The 15,400-nt window shown below is 67.9% G+C and carries 15 protein-coding genes; 10 read left to right on the top strand and 5 right to left on the bottom strand.

Going from position 1 to position 15,400, the window contains the following annotated elements; all coding sequences use genetic code 11:
• Positions 1-68: 68 nt before the first annotated feature.
• Positions 69-2,774 (top strand): ATP-dependent helicase HrpB, encoded by a 2,706-nt coding sequence (hrpB, locus tag M2428_RS03760; RefSeq protein WP_277523864.1) that lies wholly within the window; start codon positions 69-71, stop codon positions 2,772-2,774.
• A gap of 163 nt (positions 2,775-2,937) precedes the next feature.
• The gene (locus tag M2428_RS03755; RefSeq protein ID WP_277523862.1) at positions 2,938-4,161 is read left to right on the top strand and encodes a macrolide family glycosyltransferase; all 1,224 of its coding nucleotides are present in this window, start codon (positions 2,938-2,940) and stop codon (positions 4,159-4,161) included.
• Here the strand turns inward: M2428_RS03755 and M2428_RS03750 are convergent.
• Entirely contained in the window at positions 4,158-4,847 is a 690-nt protein-coding gene (locus tag M2428_RS03750; protein WP_277523859.1) for an alpha/beta family hydrolase, read from the bottom strand. The two genes, M2428_RS03755 and M2428_RS03750, sit on opposite strands and share 4 nt — an antisense overlap.
• A 172-nt stretch (positions 4,848-5,019) precedes the next feature.
• On the opposite strand from M2428_RS03750, the gene ligD reads away from it, so the two are divergent.
• The 3 genes from ligD to M2428_RS03735 all read left to right on the top strand — a co-directional run bounded on the left by ligD (position 5,020) and on the right by M2428_RS03735 (position 7,034).
• Positions 5,020-6,045, top strand: coding sequence for a non-homologous end-joining DNA ligase (ligD, locus tag M2428_RS03745; RefSeq protein ID WP_277523857.1), 1,026 nt, complete (start codon positions 5,020-5,022; stop codon positions 6,043-6,045).
• A gap of 193 nt (positions 6,046-6,238) precedes the next feature.
• Positions 6,239-6,841 carry a thymidylate kinase gene (locus tag M2428_RS03740; RefSeq protein WP_277523855.1) on the top strand — a complete coding sequence of 201 codons (603 nt, stop codon included), beginning with the start codon at positions 6,239-6,241 and terminating at the stop codon, positions 6,839-6,841.
• A gap of 55 nt (positions 6,842-6,896) precedes the next feature.
• A complete protein-coding gene (locus M2428_RS03735) occupies positions 6,897-7,034 on the top strand; it encodes a hypothetical protein (RefSeq protein ID WP_277523853.1) in 138 nt (45 codons plus the stop codon).
• On the opposite strand, the gene M2428_RS03730 is transcribed toward M2428_RS03735, so the two are convergent.
• On the bottom strand, positions 7,024-7,338 hold the full coding sequence (locus M2428_RS03730; RefSeq protein ID WP_277523851.1) for a hypothetical protein: 315 nt from the start codon (positions 7,336-7,338) through the stop codon (positions 7,024-7,026). The two genes, M2428_RS03735 and M2428_RS03730, sit on opposite strands and share 11 nt — an antisense overlap.
• 187 nt (positions 7,339-7,525) lie before the next feature.
• Positions 7,526-7,870, bottom strand: a complete 345-nt coding sequence (locus tag M2428_RS03725) for a hypothetical protein (protein WP_277523849.1) — start codon at positions 7,868-7,870, stop codon at positions 7,526-7,528.
• Between the two features lie 213 nt (positions 7,871-8,083).
• Between M2428_RS03725 and M2428_RS03720 the strand changes: the two genes are divergently transcribed.
• From M2428_RS03720 to M2428_RS03710, 3 genes are all read left to right on the top strand, one after another.
• Entirely contained in the window at positions 8,084-9,367 is a 1,284-nt protein-coding gene (locus tag M2428_RS03720) for a cyclopropane-fatty-acyl-phospholipid synthase family protein (protein ID WP_277523848.1), read from the top strand.
• A 91-nt stretch (positions 9,368-9,458) separates the two neighbouring features.
• Positions 9,459-10,481 (top strand): pirin family protein, encoded by a 1,023-nt coding sequence (locus tag M2428_RS03715; protein WP_277523847.1) that lies wholly within the window; start codon positions 9,459-9,461, stop codon positions 10,479-10,481.
• Between the two features lie 104 nt (positions 10,482-10,585).
• Complete coding sequence (locus M2428_RS03710) at positions 10,586-10,924, top strand: GNAT family N-acetyltransferase (protein ID WP_277523845.1); 339 nt, start codon at positions 10,586-10,588, stop codon at positions 10,922-10,924.
• Positions 10,925-10,957: 33 nt separating this feature from the next.
• Here the strand turns inward: M2428_RS03710 and M2428_RS03705 are convergent, their stop codons facing one another.
• Together M2428_RS03705 and M2428_RS03700 are read right to left on the bottom strand one after the other, a co-directional pair.
• Entirely contained in the window at positions 10,958-11,536 is a 579-nt protein-coding gene (locus M2428_RS03705) for a TMEM175 family protein (RefSeq protein WP_277523843.1), read from the bottom strand.
• Between the two features lie 112 nt (positions 11,537-11,648).
• Complete coding sequence (locus M2428_RS03700) at positions 11,649-11,978, bottom strand: carboxymuconolactone decarboxylase family protein (RefSeq protein ID WP_277523841.1); 330 nt, start codon at positions 11,976-11,978, stop codon at positions 11,649-11,651.
• A 339-nt stretch (positions 11,979-12,317) separates the two neighbouring features.
• Between M2428_RS03700 and M2428_RS03695 the strand changes: the two genes are divergently transcribed.
• Together M2428_RS03695 and M2428_RS03690 are read left to right on the top strand one after the other, a co-directional pair.
• Entirely contained in the window at positions 12,318-13,754 is a 1,437-nt protein-coding gene (locus tag M2428_RS03695) for a DUF2252 domain-containing protein (RefSeq protein WP_277523838.1), read from the top strand.
• Between the two features lie 28 nt (positions 13,755-13,782).
• The gene (locus M2428_RS03690) at positions 13,783-15,399 is read left to right on the top strand and encodes an FAD-dependent oxidoreductase (RefSeq protein WP_277523836.1); all 1,617 of its coding nucleotides are present in this window, start codon (positions 13,783-13,785) and stop codon (positions 15,397-15,399) included.
• Position 15,400 lies beyond the last annotated feature (1 nt).

The following is a 15,400-nucleotide window of genomic DNA, read 5'->3' as shown; positions in this document are numbered from 1 at the left end:
GCGAAGCCACCCAACCCAACAGAGACGCCACCTGCAGCCTGGGCATGAATTGCAGAGACAATGGAGGCGTGACTTCCGCGACCGCACCCCTGGACCCAGCCTGTTCCAAGGGCCTCTTTGACCTCGGCGCCATCGGGGCGGGCCTGACCTTTGCGGAATCGCTGGGCGCCCTCGCAACGGCGCTGCAAGCCGGCGGTGCCGGGGCGTCCGCGGTGGTGCAGGCTCCTCCTGGCACGGGCAAGACGACGCTTGTGCCGCCGCTGCTGGCCAACATCGCAAACGGCAACACCGCGAACGGCAACACCGCGAACGGCGGGCGGGATGGGCGCGGGCGCCGTCCGCGGATCGTGGTCACCCAGCCGCGCCGCGTCGCTGCCCGTGCGGCCGCCCGGCGCCTGGCCGCCTTGGACGGCACCCTGCTCGGTGACCGCGTGGGCTACACGGTCCGCGGGGAACGCCAGACGGGTCCTGGAACCTTAATCGAGTTCGTTACCCCCGGCATCCTGCTGCGCCGCCTCCTAGCGGAGCCGGGGCTCGAGGGCATCGACGCCGTGATCCTCGACGAGGTCCACGAGCGCGGGCTGGAGACCGACCTCCTCCTCGGCATGCTCATCGAAGTCCGCGAGCTGCGGGGTGACCTCACGCTCGTGGCCATGTCGGCGACCCTCGACGCGCCCCGCTTCGCGGCACTGATCGGTGAAGCGGCGGCCGGAAACGACGGCGGCGGCCCGGCACCGGTTGTCGACTGTCCGTCCGCACTGTTCCCGCTGGAGGTGGAATGGGCCCCCGCGTCGGTGCCGCGGCTGGACGAACGGGGGGTGGCCCGGGCCTTCCTGGACCACGTGGCCGACACGGCCGCTGCGGAGCATGCCGCCGCGCTGGCTGCCGGACGGGACATTGACGCCCTGGTGTTTGTTCCCGGCGCCTGGGAGGTCTCCTACATTGCCGCGCGGCTGCGCGGCCGGAGCGGCGCTGAGGTCCTGGAGCTCCACGGCCAGGCCGGCCCGGCGGAGCAGGACCGCGCCGTCTCCGGGCGTGAGCCCGGCGGGGCTGCCCGGATCATCGTTTCCACCGCACTCGCCGAGTCCTCCCTCACAGTCCCGGGCGTCCGGCTGGTGGTCGACTCCGGGCTGTCCCGCGAGCCGCGCCGAGACGCCGGCCGCGGGATGTCCGGCCTCGTGACAGTGTCCTGCTCCCGGGCGTCCGCGGAACAACGCGCCGGCCGGGCCGCGCGCCAGGGCCCGGGCACTGTGATCCGCTGCTATGACCAAAGGGCCTTTGGCGCCGCGCCGGCCCACCAGTCGCCGGAGATTGCGGCAGCCGACCTGACCGGTGCTGCCCTGCTCCTGGCGTGTTGGGGAGCCCCCGGCGGCCGGGGACTCGCCCTGCCGGACGCGCCGCCCCAGGCCGCCATGGACGAGGCCGTTGAAGTGCTGCGGGAACTCGGCGCCGTCGCTCCCGACGGTCACGCGACCGAGCTGGGCAAGATCCTGGCCCGGGTCCCGACGGACCCCAGGCTTGCCCGCGCCCTGCTGGACGGCGCCGCGACGGTGGGCCACCGCACGGCGGCCGAGGCTGTCGCCCTGGTCTCCGGGGACCAGCGCGCCCCGGGCGCGGACCTCACCCGCCTGGTCGCCGCGCTGCGGACGGGCCGGGATCCCGGGTCCCGGCGCTGGGCGGAGGACGTCCGGCGGATGGAGTCGATCGCGCGCCAGGAGTCCTCCGGCGTCGGGCCCCAGAAGTCATCCGGCGTCGCGCCGGCTGGGGCGGTGAGCGCCGCGGAGGCGATCGGGTTCGTCGTCGCGCTGGCTTTCCCGGACCGGGTGGCGCGCCGCGTTCCCGGCGAGGGTCCGGCACAATACCTCCTCACGTCCGGAACGCGGGCCGGGTTGCCGGCCGGCAGCCCCCTGTCCGGGCACGACTGGCTGGGCGTTGCCGAAGTATCGCGCGCGCAAGGGCGCGACGCCGCGGGGACCGGCGCCGTCATCCGCTCTGCGGCGCCGCTGACGGCGGACACCGCAGAGGCCGCCGCCCGCAATCTCCTGAGCGAAACGCTGCAGGCACGGTTTAGCCACGGCCGCGTCTCGGCCCGGCGCGAGCGCCGCCTGGGCGCGATCGTGCTCTCGTCCACCCCGGTACGGCCTTCTGCGGAGGAGGGCCGCGCAGCTGTGGCCCGCGCCTTGGCGAGCGAGGGGCTGGCGACCATCGGATGGTCGACGGCGGCGGACGGCTTGCGCCGCCGTCTTGCCCTCCTGCACCGGGAGCTGGGCGGGTCCTGGCCCGACGTTTCCGAGCCGGCGCTGCTGGCCCGGCTGGACGAATGGCTGGCCCCGGAGCTCGCGGCACTGGCCGGCGGGGCATCCACGGGCGGCATCGACCTCGCCGGCCCGCTGAGCCGGCTGCTGCCGTGGCCCGAGGCTGCCCGGCTGGGTGAGCTGGTACCGGAAGCGCTGGCGGTCCCCAGCGGGTCACGGATCCGGATCGATTACCCGGACGCGGGAGACACCACCGGCAGGCCGGTAGTGGCCGTCAAGCTGCAGGAGTGCTTTGGCTGGGCCGAGACGCCGCGGCTGGCCGATGGGCGCGTGCCGGTGCTGTTCCACCTGCTCTCGCCGGCCCGCCGGCCCCTGGCCGTGACGGATGACCTCGCATCGTTCTGGTCCGGGCCCTACGCGCAGGTCCGGGCGGAAATGCGCGGCCGCTATCCCCGGCATCCGTGGCCCGAAGACCCGTGGACCGCGCCCGCGACAGCCCGGACCAAGCCCCGGAGCTGACCGCCGGCGCCCGCAGCCGGGCGCCGGCGGCTGAGCTCTCGCGCCGCCCGGGCAACAGGGGCATGATGAAGTTGCACGACGCCGGCGGACCGCCAGGCCCGCGGGACGCCGGGCAACCAGGCCGGTCAACGGGACCTCAGCCAAGCGATGAAGAGTGATGGCCATGCATCTTGCGTTCGTCTCCATTCCCGCCTACGGACACGTGAACCCGACCCTGCCGTTGGTGGCGGAGCTGGTGGGCCGGGGGCACAGGGTTACGTACTTCACGTCGGCCGACTTCGGACCGCAGATCCGCAACGCCGGCGCGCTTTTATACGCTTCTGGCGGGAACTGGATGGCGTCAATGCCAGGCCTGGCGCCGGGGCAGCGGGCGCAGGCGCACCTAATGCTGCCGATCATGAACCGGGTGTTCGAGGACATCAGATCCAGCTTTCCGGCACTGGTGGACCGCCTGCGGCAGGACCCGCCGGACGCCGTCTGCTTTGACGCGATGACCCTCAGCGGCAGCATGGCCGCAGAAAAGATCGGTGCCCCGGCCATTGCCCTCATGCCCACCTATGCCAGCAATGAACATTTCTCGCTGAGGTCGCTGATGCCTGCCCCGCCACCGGGAGGCGCCGATGAGATGGCGAAGGTTGCGCTGGCCATGGGCCGATTGCTGGCGGAGTTCGCGGCCGAGCAAGGTGTGCGTACGCCGCGGTTGTTCGACGGCCCGCCTGCGCCGTTCAACATCGTGTTCCTTCCCCGCGAGTTCCAGCCCATGGGGGAGACTTTCGATGACCGGTTCCGGTTTGTGGGGCCCAGCGTGGGCGGCCGGGACAGCGACGGCGAATGGGTCCGTGCGGGAACGGGTCCGCTGCTCTTCATTTCGCTGGGGACCACTCCACTGAACAGCCGGCCTGACTTCTACCGGATGTGCCTTGACGCCTTCGGCGGCAGCGATTGGGACGTCGCCATGGCCGTCGGGGACCAGACCAACCTCGCCGATCTCGGGGCTATCGCACCAAACGTCGAGGTCCGGCCTTTCTTCCCGCAATTGCAGATACTGCGCCAAACCGCTGTCTTCATCACCCACGCCGGCATGAATTCGACCATGGAGGCACTCTATTTCGCCGTCCCGCTAGTGGCCGTGCCACAGCAACCGGAGCAGGTTGCCACCGCCCGCCGGCTTGAAGAACTGGGTCTCGGCCGGCACCTTGCGGCGGCAGACGTCGGGCCCGAGGCGCTCCGGGCCGCAGTCGCCGCGCTGCACACTGACGCGCAGGTCCGGCGGAAGGTGGCCGCAATGAGCGAGATTGTCCGCAGCGCGGGAGGGGCCGTGGCGGCCGCCGACGCCATCGAAGCGCGTGTGCGCCACGGGGCGGGCCGGTTCGGCAACGTCGGCTAGGAGAGTACGTTCGCGGGATTTTCGCCGTGTGTCTTCAGGAACTCAGCCACCGTGGCCGCCAGGGACGCCCCCGCCTCGTCGGCACTGCGCTTGGCGCCGGCAACGGCAAAAGAATGGTCGCCGCCCTCGCGCCACTCCACGGTCGCGGAAGGCCCGATTCTGCCGGCCACGGCCTCCAGGAGTTCCGGGGTGGCGAAGGTGTCCCGCGTGCCCTGCAGGAAAAGCATCGGCAACGTCAGTCCGTAGAGGTGCTCATCGCGAATTTTTTCCGGTTTGCCGGGCGGGTGCAGCGGATAGCCCAGGTAGACCAGCCCGGCAGCCGGCATGCCTTCCGCCACGGCCATTGAGGCCATCCGTCCGCCGAAGGACTTCCCGGCGGCCCACAGTGGCCGTTCGGCGGACCGGGACGCAGCGGCGTCCATGGCCGCGCGCCAGGCTGCGATTGCCGCCGGCGGCCTGTCAGGGAACTTCCGTCCTGCCTCGCGGTAGGGGAAGTTGAAACGCAAGGTGGCGACGCCAAGGTCGTTCAGGGCGCGGGTGAAGCCCACGAGGAACGGATGGTCCATCCCCGCACCGGCGCCGTGGGCAACAACCAGGGTGGCGAAGGAGCCGTCGGGCTCGGCAAAGACGCCTGACACTGTGGCGTCGCCGACCTCAATGGTGATCGGGAACTCGGGCGTTGTCATGCGTCCATCATGCCGGTTCAAGGGACGTTCCGCTTCACGGCGCCTGCCACACCGCTCTTCCGCGCTGGGGTTCCATTCCGTGACCACGACGCCGCACGCCGGTTCGCCGCCGTCCGCCCGCTGTGCTAGTTGCGCTCTTCAACTGTCCCCGCCGCCGGGGTAGGTTGTCCCCATGGCCAAGGAAGAAGTCCACCTCACTGTCAGCGGTCCGCACGGCGACCGGGAGTTGCGGGTGTCGAGCCCGGCCAGGGTCGTCTGGCCCGGACTGGGACTCACCAAGCTGGACCTGGCCCGGTACATGGTGGACGTCGGGGACGCCTTCCTGGCGGCGAACGGGGACCGGCCGGTGACGCTGCAGCGGTTCAAGGACACGGTGGACGGCGAGCAGTTCTTCTCCAAAAACCCGCCAAAAGGTGCCCCGGATTTCATCCGTTCGGTCGACGTCGTCTATCCCAGCGGACGCTCGCATCCCCAGTTGGTCATTGACGAAATCGCCGCGGCGGTGTGGGCGGTGCAGATGAATACCGTGGTCTTCCACCCGTGGCCCTCCAGGGCCGGCAATCCGGACAACCCGGACCAGCTGCGCATCGACCTCGACCCGCAACCCGGTACCGGGTTCGCGGAGGCCGTTCCGGTCGCGCTGGAGTTGCGGCGCGTCCTCGCGGAGGCCGGGCTGGACGCCTTTATTAAGACCTCAGGCAACCGGGGGCTCCATGTCTTTGCTCCGATCGAGCCGACCCGGGAATTCCTGGAGGTGCGGCACGCGGTCATCGCGGCGGCCCGCGAACTCGAGCGGCGCCTTCCCGACCAGGTAACCACCGCCTGGTGGAAGGAGGAACGCGGCGCCCGCATCTTCGCCGACTTCAACCAGGCTAACCGCGACCGCACGATAGCGGGTGCCTACAGCCCGCGCGCACTCCCCAACGCGACGGTGTCGTGCCCAATCCGCTGGGAGGAGCTCGCGTCCGCGGATCCGAGTGCCTTCACGATCGTCACCGTGCCGGAGCGGCTCAAAGCCTCCGGCGATCCGTGGGAAGGCATGCATTCGGGCGGCGCGGGCACCGTCGATCTCCTCCTGGAATGGTGGGACAGGGACGTCGAGGCCGGGCTGGGGGAGCTGCCATTCCCGCCGGACTTTCCGAAGATGCCCGGGGAACCACCGCGGGTCCAACCCAGTCGGGCGCGCAACAACGGCTGACGGTTCACCGTCAAGGGACGAATCAGAGGCCTCTACCGTTGGTAGTAGTAGGCGGGCCCACGAGCCCATCATGTTCGGGGCAGTGGAATGTTCACACGGCCGTTTGCCATCGCCCTCGATGCGGCCTTGCCACCGGGAAGGCCCCCGGTTGCACACCCGGGCGCGGACAACGCCACCACGAGAAGGAGCCGGATTGCTGATTGTCTTGACGGGAATTGATGGATCGGGGAAAACGACCGCCGCACGGGCCACGGTCGCAGCTGCACGGCGGACGGGCAAGAAAGCGCTGCTGCTGAGGAACTACGCAGGCCGGCGCAGGATGTCCCTACTGAGCGCACAGTTCGGCATACAACTTCACCCACGGCTGGCGGACGCCGTAGAGACAGCCGTCCGCACTGCGAATGTGGTGGTTTCCCACGCCAGGGCGCACAGGCATCCGGGCCTGGTCATCATGGACCGCCACCTGCATTGCCAGCTTGCGCTGCGTCAGGCGCGCGGCCTTCCCCGGGGCCGGCTTCTTCCCTTTCTTCTAGCGAAGTTTCCGCAACCTGACGTTGTCATCCACCTCGTAATCGACCCGGAACAGGCCCATCAGAGAGTGCTGGCCCGCGGCACGGACACAGAAACGCTCGGTGAGCTTTACTCGTTGAGGGCCGCTTACCGGGCGATGCCCGAATACGCGCACTTCACCGAACTGGCTGCCTCGGGCACACCGGAGGAAGTGTTCTCCGACCTTGCGCTCGCCATCGCCGACGCCGGCAAGAGCCGAGGCGAACCGCTGGCCCCGACCCCATAGCCCGTCGCCGACGTCGTAATCCCATCCGTCAAAGCCCCCGCATCGAATTACCGGCATGAGCAAGTCGGAGAAGAAGAAGCTGCGGTATTGCGATTACTACTGCTTCATGTCGTTGAAGGACTTCGCGGCCTGGGTCGACGCGGACGACGACCGGGAACCCGTCATGTCGTACGCCTCGCCGCCTACCAGGTAAGTTCCTGGGCCTTGATTTCGTAGTGACCGTCACGCTGGGTGAACGTGGCCCGATACCCGCGCTTGACCCCGTTGACCACCATTTGGCAGTCCGTATGCGTGTTTACCTTGATGTCCCGGAAGTTCTTGCACTCCACACCGGAAATCGTGATGCCGGGGTCCTTGGGTTTGGCGCGGGCCTTGATCCGCTCGGCCAGATCCTTGCCGCTGGTCTGCGGATTGAAGACCACCACTGACGGCGGGGGAGTCGCCGTCACTGTGGTCGTAGGTCCCGGCGTGGCCGGAGGTGCAGCGCAGGCTGTCATCAGGAGCGCTCCGCCCAAGGTTGCTGCGCATGCGGTTCTGAATAAGTTCATCGTCGATCATGTCCATTCGACGCCGTCCACAGAGCGGCCTGAGACCCAGGCTGCCCACGCCAAACGATGCCCTGCCCGGCTTGGGGAATCCTTGGCCCTCCGACCCCAGCCCCCTGGCTCAGTGCCCCAGACCGTGCTAGCGGCGCGGGCGGACGGTGCGCAGTATGCCGCGAATCGAAACGCCGACGGCGCACACCAGCGGGGCCAACGCCACAAGCACCACTACGGTGTTGGGGCGGAACGCCATGCGGCCCGAGGCGCCCTTGGCGTAGACACCCAGAGGCAACACCAGGCCGCCGCCCCCGCCGCCACTTCCGCCGCCGGTCTGGGCGTCTTCGGTGTTGCTGCCTCCGCCGAAGCCGAACGTCACCACAGCGACGGGGATGACCTCTTCCCCCGCGATGTTCATGGCGGGGCCGTACGACCGGGAAACACCCACATTCTTGAACGTGTCCACGAGGGACGAGAAAGACTCAGACATAGGACACACCATAGGCAACCGCACCCGCAAGCGCCAGAGCCGCCCGCCGCCCCGCAGCAGGAAAAGGCGGCGGCAAAGGGCTGGCCGCAAGGGGCGGCAAAAAGGAAACGGGATCAAGGCTCTGGTTGCGGGCCGTGTCCTGCGCTTAGATTTGGAACTGCCGGGCTCAGCCCACGGCATTGGAGACGAGTCACGAGAATCGAGGCACTGGACATGGGGACATCCACGAATGCGGCTTCACGGCTGGCCGACGCATTGGCAATCATCCTTGGGACCGACGGGATCCCCCTGCGGCTGAAGGCCTGGGACGGCTCGGAAGCGGGCCCGGAGAATGCTCCCGTTGTCGTGTTCCGATCGCGGCGGGCACTTCGCCGGATGCTGTGGTCTCCCGGGCAGCTCGGACTGAGCCGCGCCTACGTGGCCGGTGAAATCGAGGCCCCCGGCGACATCTTCGCCGCCTTCGCCGCACTCAGCTCGGCCGGAAAATTCGCCGAGCCCGGACCGTTCCGGCCGCCGACACCCCGTGAGGTGTTTGCGCTGCTGAGGATTGCCGTCCGGCTCGGCGCGCTGGGACCGAACCCGGCTCCGCCGCCGGAGGAAGCCCGCGTGGGCAGGTACGGGAGACGTCACTCCAAGGGCCGCGACGCCGCGGCCATCTCCCACCATTACGACGTCGGAAACGACTTCTATTCGCTCGTGCTGGGACCGTCCATGGTCTACTCCTGCGCGGTCTGGGAGTCCGACGAAACCGGACTTGACGCCGCACAGGCGGCCAAACTCGATCTGGTCTGCCGCAAGCTGGGACTCAAACCGGGCATGCGGGTGCTGGACGTGGGATGCGGGTGGGGGAGCTTCGCACTTCATGCCGCCCAGCACTTCGGGGCCGACGTCGTCGGCGTGACGCTCTCGGTCGAGCAGGCGGCCATGGCCCGCAAACGGGCCGCGGACGCGGGGCTGACGGAGCGGGTGGACATCCGGGTGCAGGACTACCGCGATGTGGATGACGGGCCGTTCGATGCGATCAGTTCCATCGGCATGTCAGAGCATGTAGGACGCGAGCAGATCCAGCACTACGCCTCCCAGCTGCACGGGCTGCTCCGCCCGGGAGGCCGGCTGCTCAACCACGCGATCTCGTGGAACGCCGGACGGACCGCAGCGGACCCGGATTCCTTCATTCCCCGCTATGTCTTCCCGGACGGCGAGATGCTCAGCCTCTCCGACATGGTCGCTGCGCTCGAATCGGCGCACCTGGAGGTCCTGGACATTGAGGCGTTGAGGCGCCACTATGCCCTGACGCTCCGGGCCTGGGTGCGGAACCTTGAGGAGCACTGGGACGAGGCCGTGCGGTTTGCCGGCGTGGGCAGGGCCCTCGTGTGGCGGCTCTACATGGCCGCCAGCGCCCTCGGTTTCGAGGACGGCCTCACTGGCGTGAACCAGGTCCTGGTCCAGCGCCCCGGCGGCGCGGAACCCCCTTTGCGGCGTTCCTCATGGATCTAAGGCCGGTCCCGGCCCGTTGAAGCCGGGTCCGGCCCGATGAGGCCGTGTCCCGAATGCTGACCCGCGGACGGCGCGAAGCTAGGCTGTCATCATGAGCAATACCGAAGTTGCGCCTCAGGAAATCCTCTGCGAAACGGAGAGTACGCGCGCCGGCGTCGAACTCCTGGCCCCACGGCAAGTCCCGCTGGGCGGACCGAGGGCGATGGACGTGCGGCGCACACTTCCGCAGCGCCAGCGCAGCCTTATTGGGGCGTGGTGCTTCCTGGACCACTATGGCCCGGACCGGGTCGGCGATTCCGGCGGCATGAAAGTCCCGCGGCACCCCCACACCGGTCTGCAGACCGTCAGTTGGCTGTTCACGGGGGAGATCGAACACCAGGACTCGGCAGGTTTCCACGCAGCAGTACGGCCCGGCGAAGTCAATCTCATGACCGCCGGCCGCGGCATCAGCCACTCGGAATTTTCTACCCCGGACACAACTGTCCTGCACGGTGCGCAGCTGTGGGTGGCGCTGCCGGACAGGGCACGCCACATGGCACCTACGTTCGAGCACTATCGCCCGGAACCGGTCAGCGGAAGCGGATGGACCATGCGGGTCTTCTTGGGCACGCTCGCCGGGTCAGCCTCGCCGGTCGCCACCCACACACCCCTGCTGGGCTCGGAGATCCTGCTCGAGGCAGGGGCGGAACTGACCCTCGACACAGATCCATCCTTTGAACACGGCCTGCTGGTGGACTCGGGCAGCCTGGTCCTCGACGGCCACCCCGTCCCGAAAGACCACCTCGCGTATGTGCCGGCCGGGCGTGGATCCTTGACGTTGTCCGCAGGCCCGGAAGGGGCCCGTGTGCTCCTGATCGGCGGCGAGCCGCTGGGCGAAAAGATCGTGATGTGGTGGAACTTCGTGGGACGCAGCCACGACGAGATTGTCGCGTACAGGGCCCAATGGCAGGCCGAGATCGGCGCTGAAAACGGTTCTGCGGACGGTTCCGACGCCGGCCCGGCAGGGGCGGCCGTAGCAGGAAAGGGCCTGCGGTTCGGTCCGTTTCCGCCCGGGGGGCCTTCCGCCCTCCCGGCCCCGGCCCTCCCGAATGCGCGCATCCGGCCGCGCGGCTAGGGCGTGCCCGAGCCGTGCTCAGTGGCGTCCGACACCTACTCAATCCAATATCCTCAAGCCAGGCCACCGCGCCAACCCGCCCCATCCCAGGAGACCACGCTGACATGATCACCATCAGGAACAACCCGGAGCGCGGCCGTTTCGAAGTGTTCGACGCCGACGCAATGATCGGACAGGCCGCTTACGTGGATGACATCGCGGCAGACCAGCGGATTTTCTACCACACGGAGATCAGCGAGGAATATGGCGGCCGCGGGCTGGCCGGAGTTCTCGCCGCGCAGGCACTGGATGAGACTGTCGCCGCGGGCCTCACGATCGTTCCCGTGTGTCCCTACATCAAGAAGTACCTCGGCAAGCACCCCGGCTACGCGGCGAACGTCCTGGCGCCCACCCCGGCGCATCTGCGGTTCCTGAGCGCCTCGCTGGCTCAACGCGTCCGGTAGTAGCCGCCTCGAGACTCACGTGCGCCTCGACACTCACGTGTGCGCAACGAACCGCTCCACACGACGGTCGGGGATCAGCCAGATCGCGGCGACCACTGTGTAAGCGGCGATTCCCAGGAGGGGATTCACAAAGGTCAGCCCCATCCCCACGATGTACAAGACAGGCGATCCCTTGCCTTTCCAGTCCTGTCCCATGGCCTGATCCAGGGCACCACCGCGTCCCTGCTGGCTGATCAGCGCCGATTTCAGGATGTAGTAGGCAATGGCTGCGAGCAGCAGATTCAGTCCGTAGACGAGGACGGGGACCTGCGCCAGACCGGCGTCGTTAATCCATCGGGTGGTAAACGGGATGAGGGACAACCAGAACAGCAGGTGCAGATTTGCCCAGAGAACTCCACCGTTGATCCGCCCGGCCAAATGCAGCATGTGGTGGTGGTTGTTCCAGTAGATCCCCACATACACAAAGCTCAGCAGATAACTCAGCACCGTTGGAAGTTCGTGGAGCAACGCCGACCATGTCGGTTCCGCCGGGACATGAAGCTCCAACACCATGATCGTAATAATGATGGCCAGGACTCCGTCGCTGAAGGCCTCCAGCCGGTTCTTGTTCATGGGCCGCCTTTGATCAGGGCATCGTGGCAGATGCAGCGAGGAACTGCCGACGCCGTGACGTGCGGTTCGTAGGAAAGGTTACCGTCAAGTTTGTTTTTCGGCGAGGACAGGCTCAGCCTTCGGCCTCTGCTTCGAGTTCTGCCTCCGCCATTTCGAGGGCAAAGCCCAGTGCGCTGGCGAGGTTGCCGGCTGCCGCCACGATCCGGGGAGTCCCGACGATTGGAGCAACTGCGATGAGGATGCCTTGGACGTCCTCCAGGGTGATGCCGACGTCCATTGCCGTACCGGCGTTGAGCAGGTAGGAGGCGGCCGGGGCATCGACGGCTGCGAGGGCCGCGATCCGGGCCAGCATCAGTTCGCGCGGCCCGAGGGTGGAGCGTTCGAGCGACACGGCTGTGATGTCGGCGAGGGCGGCGAGGACGGGAGTTTCTTCTTCGGCCATGGTCATGTCTCCATCTGGTTGCGGTGTGGTGTGCCGAGTGGGCAACGAGAGCGGGTTTGCCCACTCGTTTGCAACGTAACCCGAGACAGTGAAGGAAGGCATCACCCGAACGGGATGAGCCGATTGCCAGCCCTTCTGCCGCGACCGGAACGGTCCGCAGCGCGTTGACGATTGCCCCGCGCCGGAGTTCGGCAAGGCATCGCCAACGCGTTGACGAGGGGCCGCTTCGGGGCCACAATCGCATTAGCTCGACCCAAGGCGCGCTCGCGCGCTCAGCAGGACTGACCCAGGCAATCAGTGCCGATGGCGGTTCCTGAAGTCAAAGGGAGGTCGCCGAGCATGGCCGAGAAGAAAGTCAAGCATCTTAGCGTCGAGGAACGCGAATCAAAAGGCAAGGGCGACCGGAAGAAAACGCCGGTCGCAAGCCACACAGGGTGGAAGCCCGCGTCCGACCGTCCCGATCCGGTGGCACTGCTCGAGGAACAGAACCTCACCCGGGAACAGGACCTCGTGCCGGTGCGCCACGGCCGGATGCTGGCCTCACCCTTCACGTTCTACCGCGGGGCGGCCAAGATCATGGCCGCCGACCTGAAGGACACGCCGCGGGCCGGCCTGCGCGTCCAGCTGTGCGGAGACGCCCACCTGTCGAACTTCGGAGTGTTCGCCTCGCCAGAGCGGAACTTGCTGTTCGACCTGAACGACTTCGACGAGACACTTCCAGGGCCGTTTGAATACGACGTCAAGCGGATGGCCGCCAGCTTCACGATCGCGGCGCGGAACAACGCGTTCACCAAGGAAGAAACACGCGACGCGACCCTTTCGTCGGTTCGGGCGTATCGCGAGGCGATGGCCGAGTTCGCACAAATGCGCACCCTGGACATCTGGTATGCCCGCCTGTCCGAGGAACAGCTGATGGAAGCCATCGACCTCGCCGTCGCAACCCAGAAGGGGAAGGCCCTCAAGAAGGCCGCCAAAGGCATGGAAAAGGAGGCGAAGCAGAACGTCGAAAAGGCCCACACCCGGGACAGCCTGCAGGCACTGTCCAAGCTCGCCGAGTTGGCGGACGGAAAGTACCGGATTGTCAGTCAGCCACCGATCGTCATCCCGGCCCGTGAGCTGGGAGAATCGTTCGGCATGTCCGGCGATGAGGTTGAGAACGCGGTTCGAGAGCAGCTCCGGTCCTACCGGATCAACCTGCCAGACGACCGCCGACACCTGCTCGAACAATTCGAAGTCGTCGACGTCGCCCGCAAGGTGGTGGGTGTCGGCAGCGTCGGCACGCGGGCCTTCATCGCCTTGCTCCAGGGGCGCGATCAACAGGACCCCCTGTTCCTCCAGGTCAAGGAGGCCACAAGGTCCGTGCTCGAGGACCACTTGCCGAAGAGCAAGTTCAAGCAGCCGGGCGAGCGCGTAGTGCGGGGCCAGCGGATGATGCAGGCCGCGAGCGACATCTTCCTGGGGTGGACCAAAGGCGTGCAGGACAACCGGTACCTGTACTGGCGCCAACTGCGTGACATGAAGGGCTCAGCCGTTGTGGAAGGGATGAAACCGCTCGGCATGACCTTCTATGCCGACGCATGCGGCTGGACCCTCGCCCGTGCCCACGCCCGGTCAGGCGACCCGATCGCGCTCTCCTCCTATCTCGGCAAGGGCGACAAGTTCGAGCGCTCCATCACCGACTTCTCCGAGCGTTACGCGGACCAGAACGAAAAGGACTACCAGGCCTTTGCCGACGCGGTCCGCTCCGGCCGCCTGGAAGCAACTGAGGGCCTCTGAGTCTGAATGTTCAGCGGAAGGCGGCGCCGTGGGTGAACGGCTCGAAGGACGACAGGTTTCGCTCTGGGTCGCCACGGCCGATGCCACCGGCTATCCTTCCTTGGACTCGGATCTCGAGGTCGACGTGGCCGTGGTTGGGGGAGGGATCGCCGGCCTGACTGCGGCACTGGCCCTTAAACGGGACGGTCACACCGTAGCGGTACTGGAGGCCGCGCGCATTGGCACCGGTGTCACGGGGCACACCACCGGCAAGGTGACCTCCCTGCACCGCCTCGTCTACACCGAGCTTGCGGCCCGGCACGGTCGGGACATCGCCGGGATGTATGGGCAGGCAAACCAGGCCGCGATCGAGCACATTGCGCGAGTCGTGGCGGAGGAGGGCATCGACTGCGACTTCCGCAGGGTGTCCAACTACACCTATGCAGAATCCGACGACGCCGTTGCCCGGGTCCGCGACGAGGCGGCCCTGGCCGGGAGGCTCGGCCTTCCTTCAGTCTTTACCTCAGAGACGCCGCTGCCGTTCGCGGTCCGGGGCGCAGTCCGGTTCGATGGCCAGGCGCAGCTTCACGCGGTGAAGTACCTTCAGGGCCTCGCCCGCGCAGTTGACGGCGGCGGAAGCCACGTGCTGGAGGACTCGCTCGTCACCTCGGTCCGCGATGGTGTGCCCGGCGTCGTCGAGACCGGGCGCGGCTCGGTAAGGGCGCGCGAGGTCATCATTGCCACCAACGTTCCTATCGGCGACGGAGGCCTGTTTGCGGAACGCTGCTACCTGCACCGCTCCTACATCGTTGCGTGCCTGGCGCCAGCAGCGCCGCTGGACGGGACCTTTATCAGCGTCGACGAGCCGATGCGCTCAATCCTGGCGATCGACGTCGACGGTTCCCGGTACGTTCTCACTGGCGGTGAGGGCCACCGGGCTGCCGAGAGCGCCGATGCCGGCGTCCGGTACCGCCGCCTCGCGGCATTCTCCCGTGAGCGCCTCGGCACCGGGGAGACCAGCTTCCGCTGGTCCACGCAGGACGCCATGCCTGTCGACGGGTTGCCCTATGCGGGGACTTTGACCCCGACGGCAGCCCACGTTCATGTGATTACCGGGCTGCGCAAGTGGGGCCTGACCAATGGCACCGCCGCGGCGCTGGTCCTGGCCGACACCCTGTCGGGGCGTCACAACCCCTGGGCGGCGGTATTCGACACCAATCGTGCTAGTGCGGATGGCCGGGCCGCTGGGAGCGGCCCCCAGCCGGAACATGCACTCCAACCGGAACAAGCATCCCAACCGGAACAAGCATCCCAACCGGACCAGGTACCCCGTGCCCAGCACCCGGACCAACCGACCGTCGCCGGGCTGCGCCCAGGCGAAGGGGCCGTAGTGGAGATCGACGGCGAAATGACCGCCGTCTACGCCGACCCCGCCGGGGACCTCCTCGCCGTTTCGGCCATCTGCACGCATCTGGGCTGCACGGTCGCGTTCAACGCGGACGACTCGACGTGGGACTGCCCCTGCCACGGCTCACGGTTTGCCGCGGACGGCGCGGTCATCCAGGGCCCGGCGGCGGCCAACCTGGCGCCGAGACCCGTACCCTCCCGCACGGCCACAGCTGTGGCAGGCCCGCCCCGCAGCCCCGTGGATTCCCCACCCGGCTGAC

It is taken from the genome of Arthrobacter sp. ES3-54 (assembly GCF_029504395.1).
GTDB lineage: Bacteria > Actinomycetota > Actinomycetes > Actinomycetales > Micrococcaceae > Arthrobacter.
This window is presented reverse-complemented; position numbering and strand designations above follow the sequence as displayed.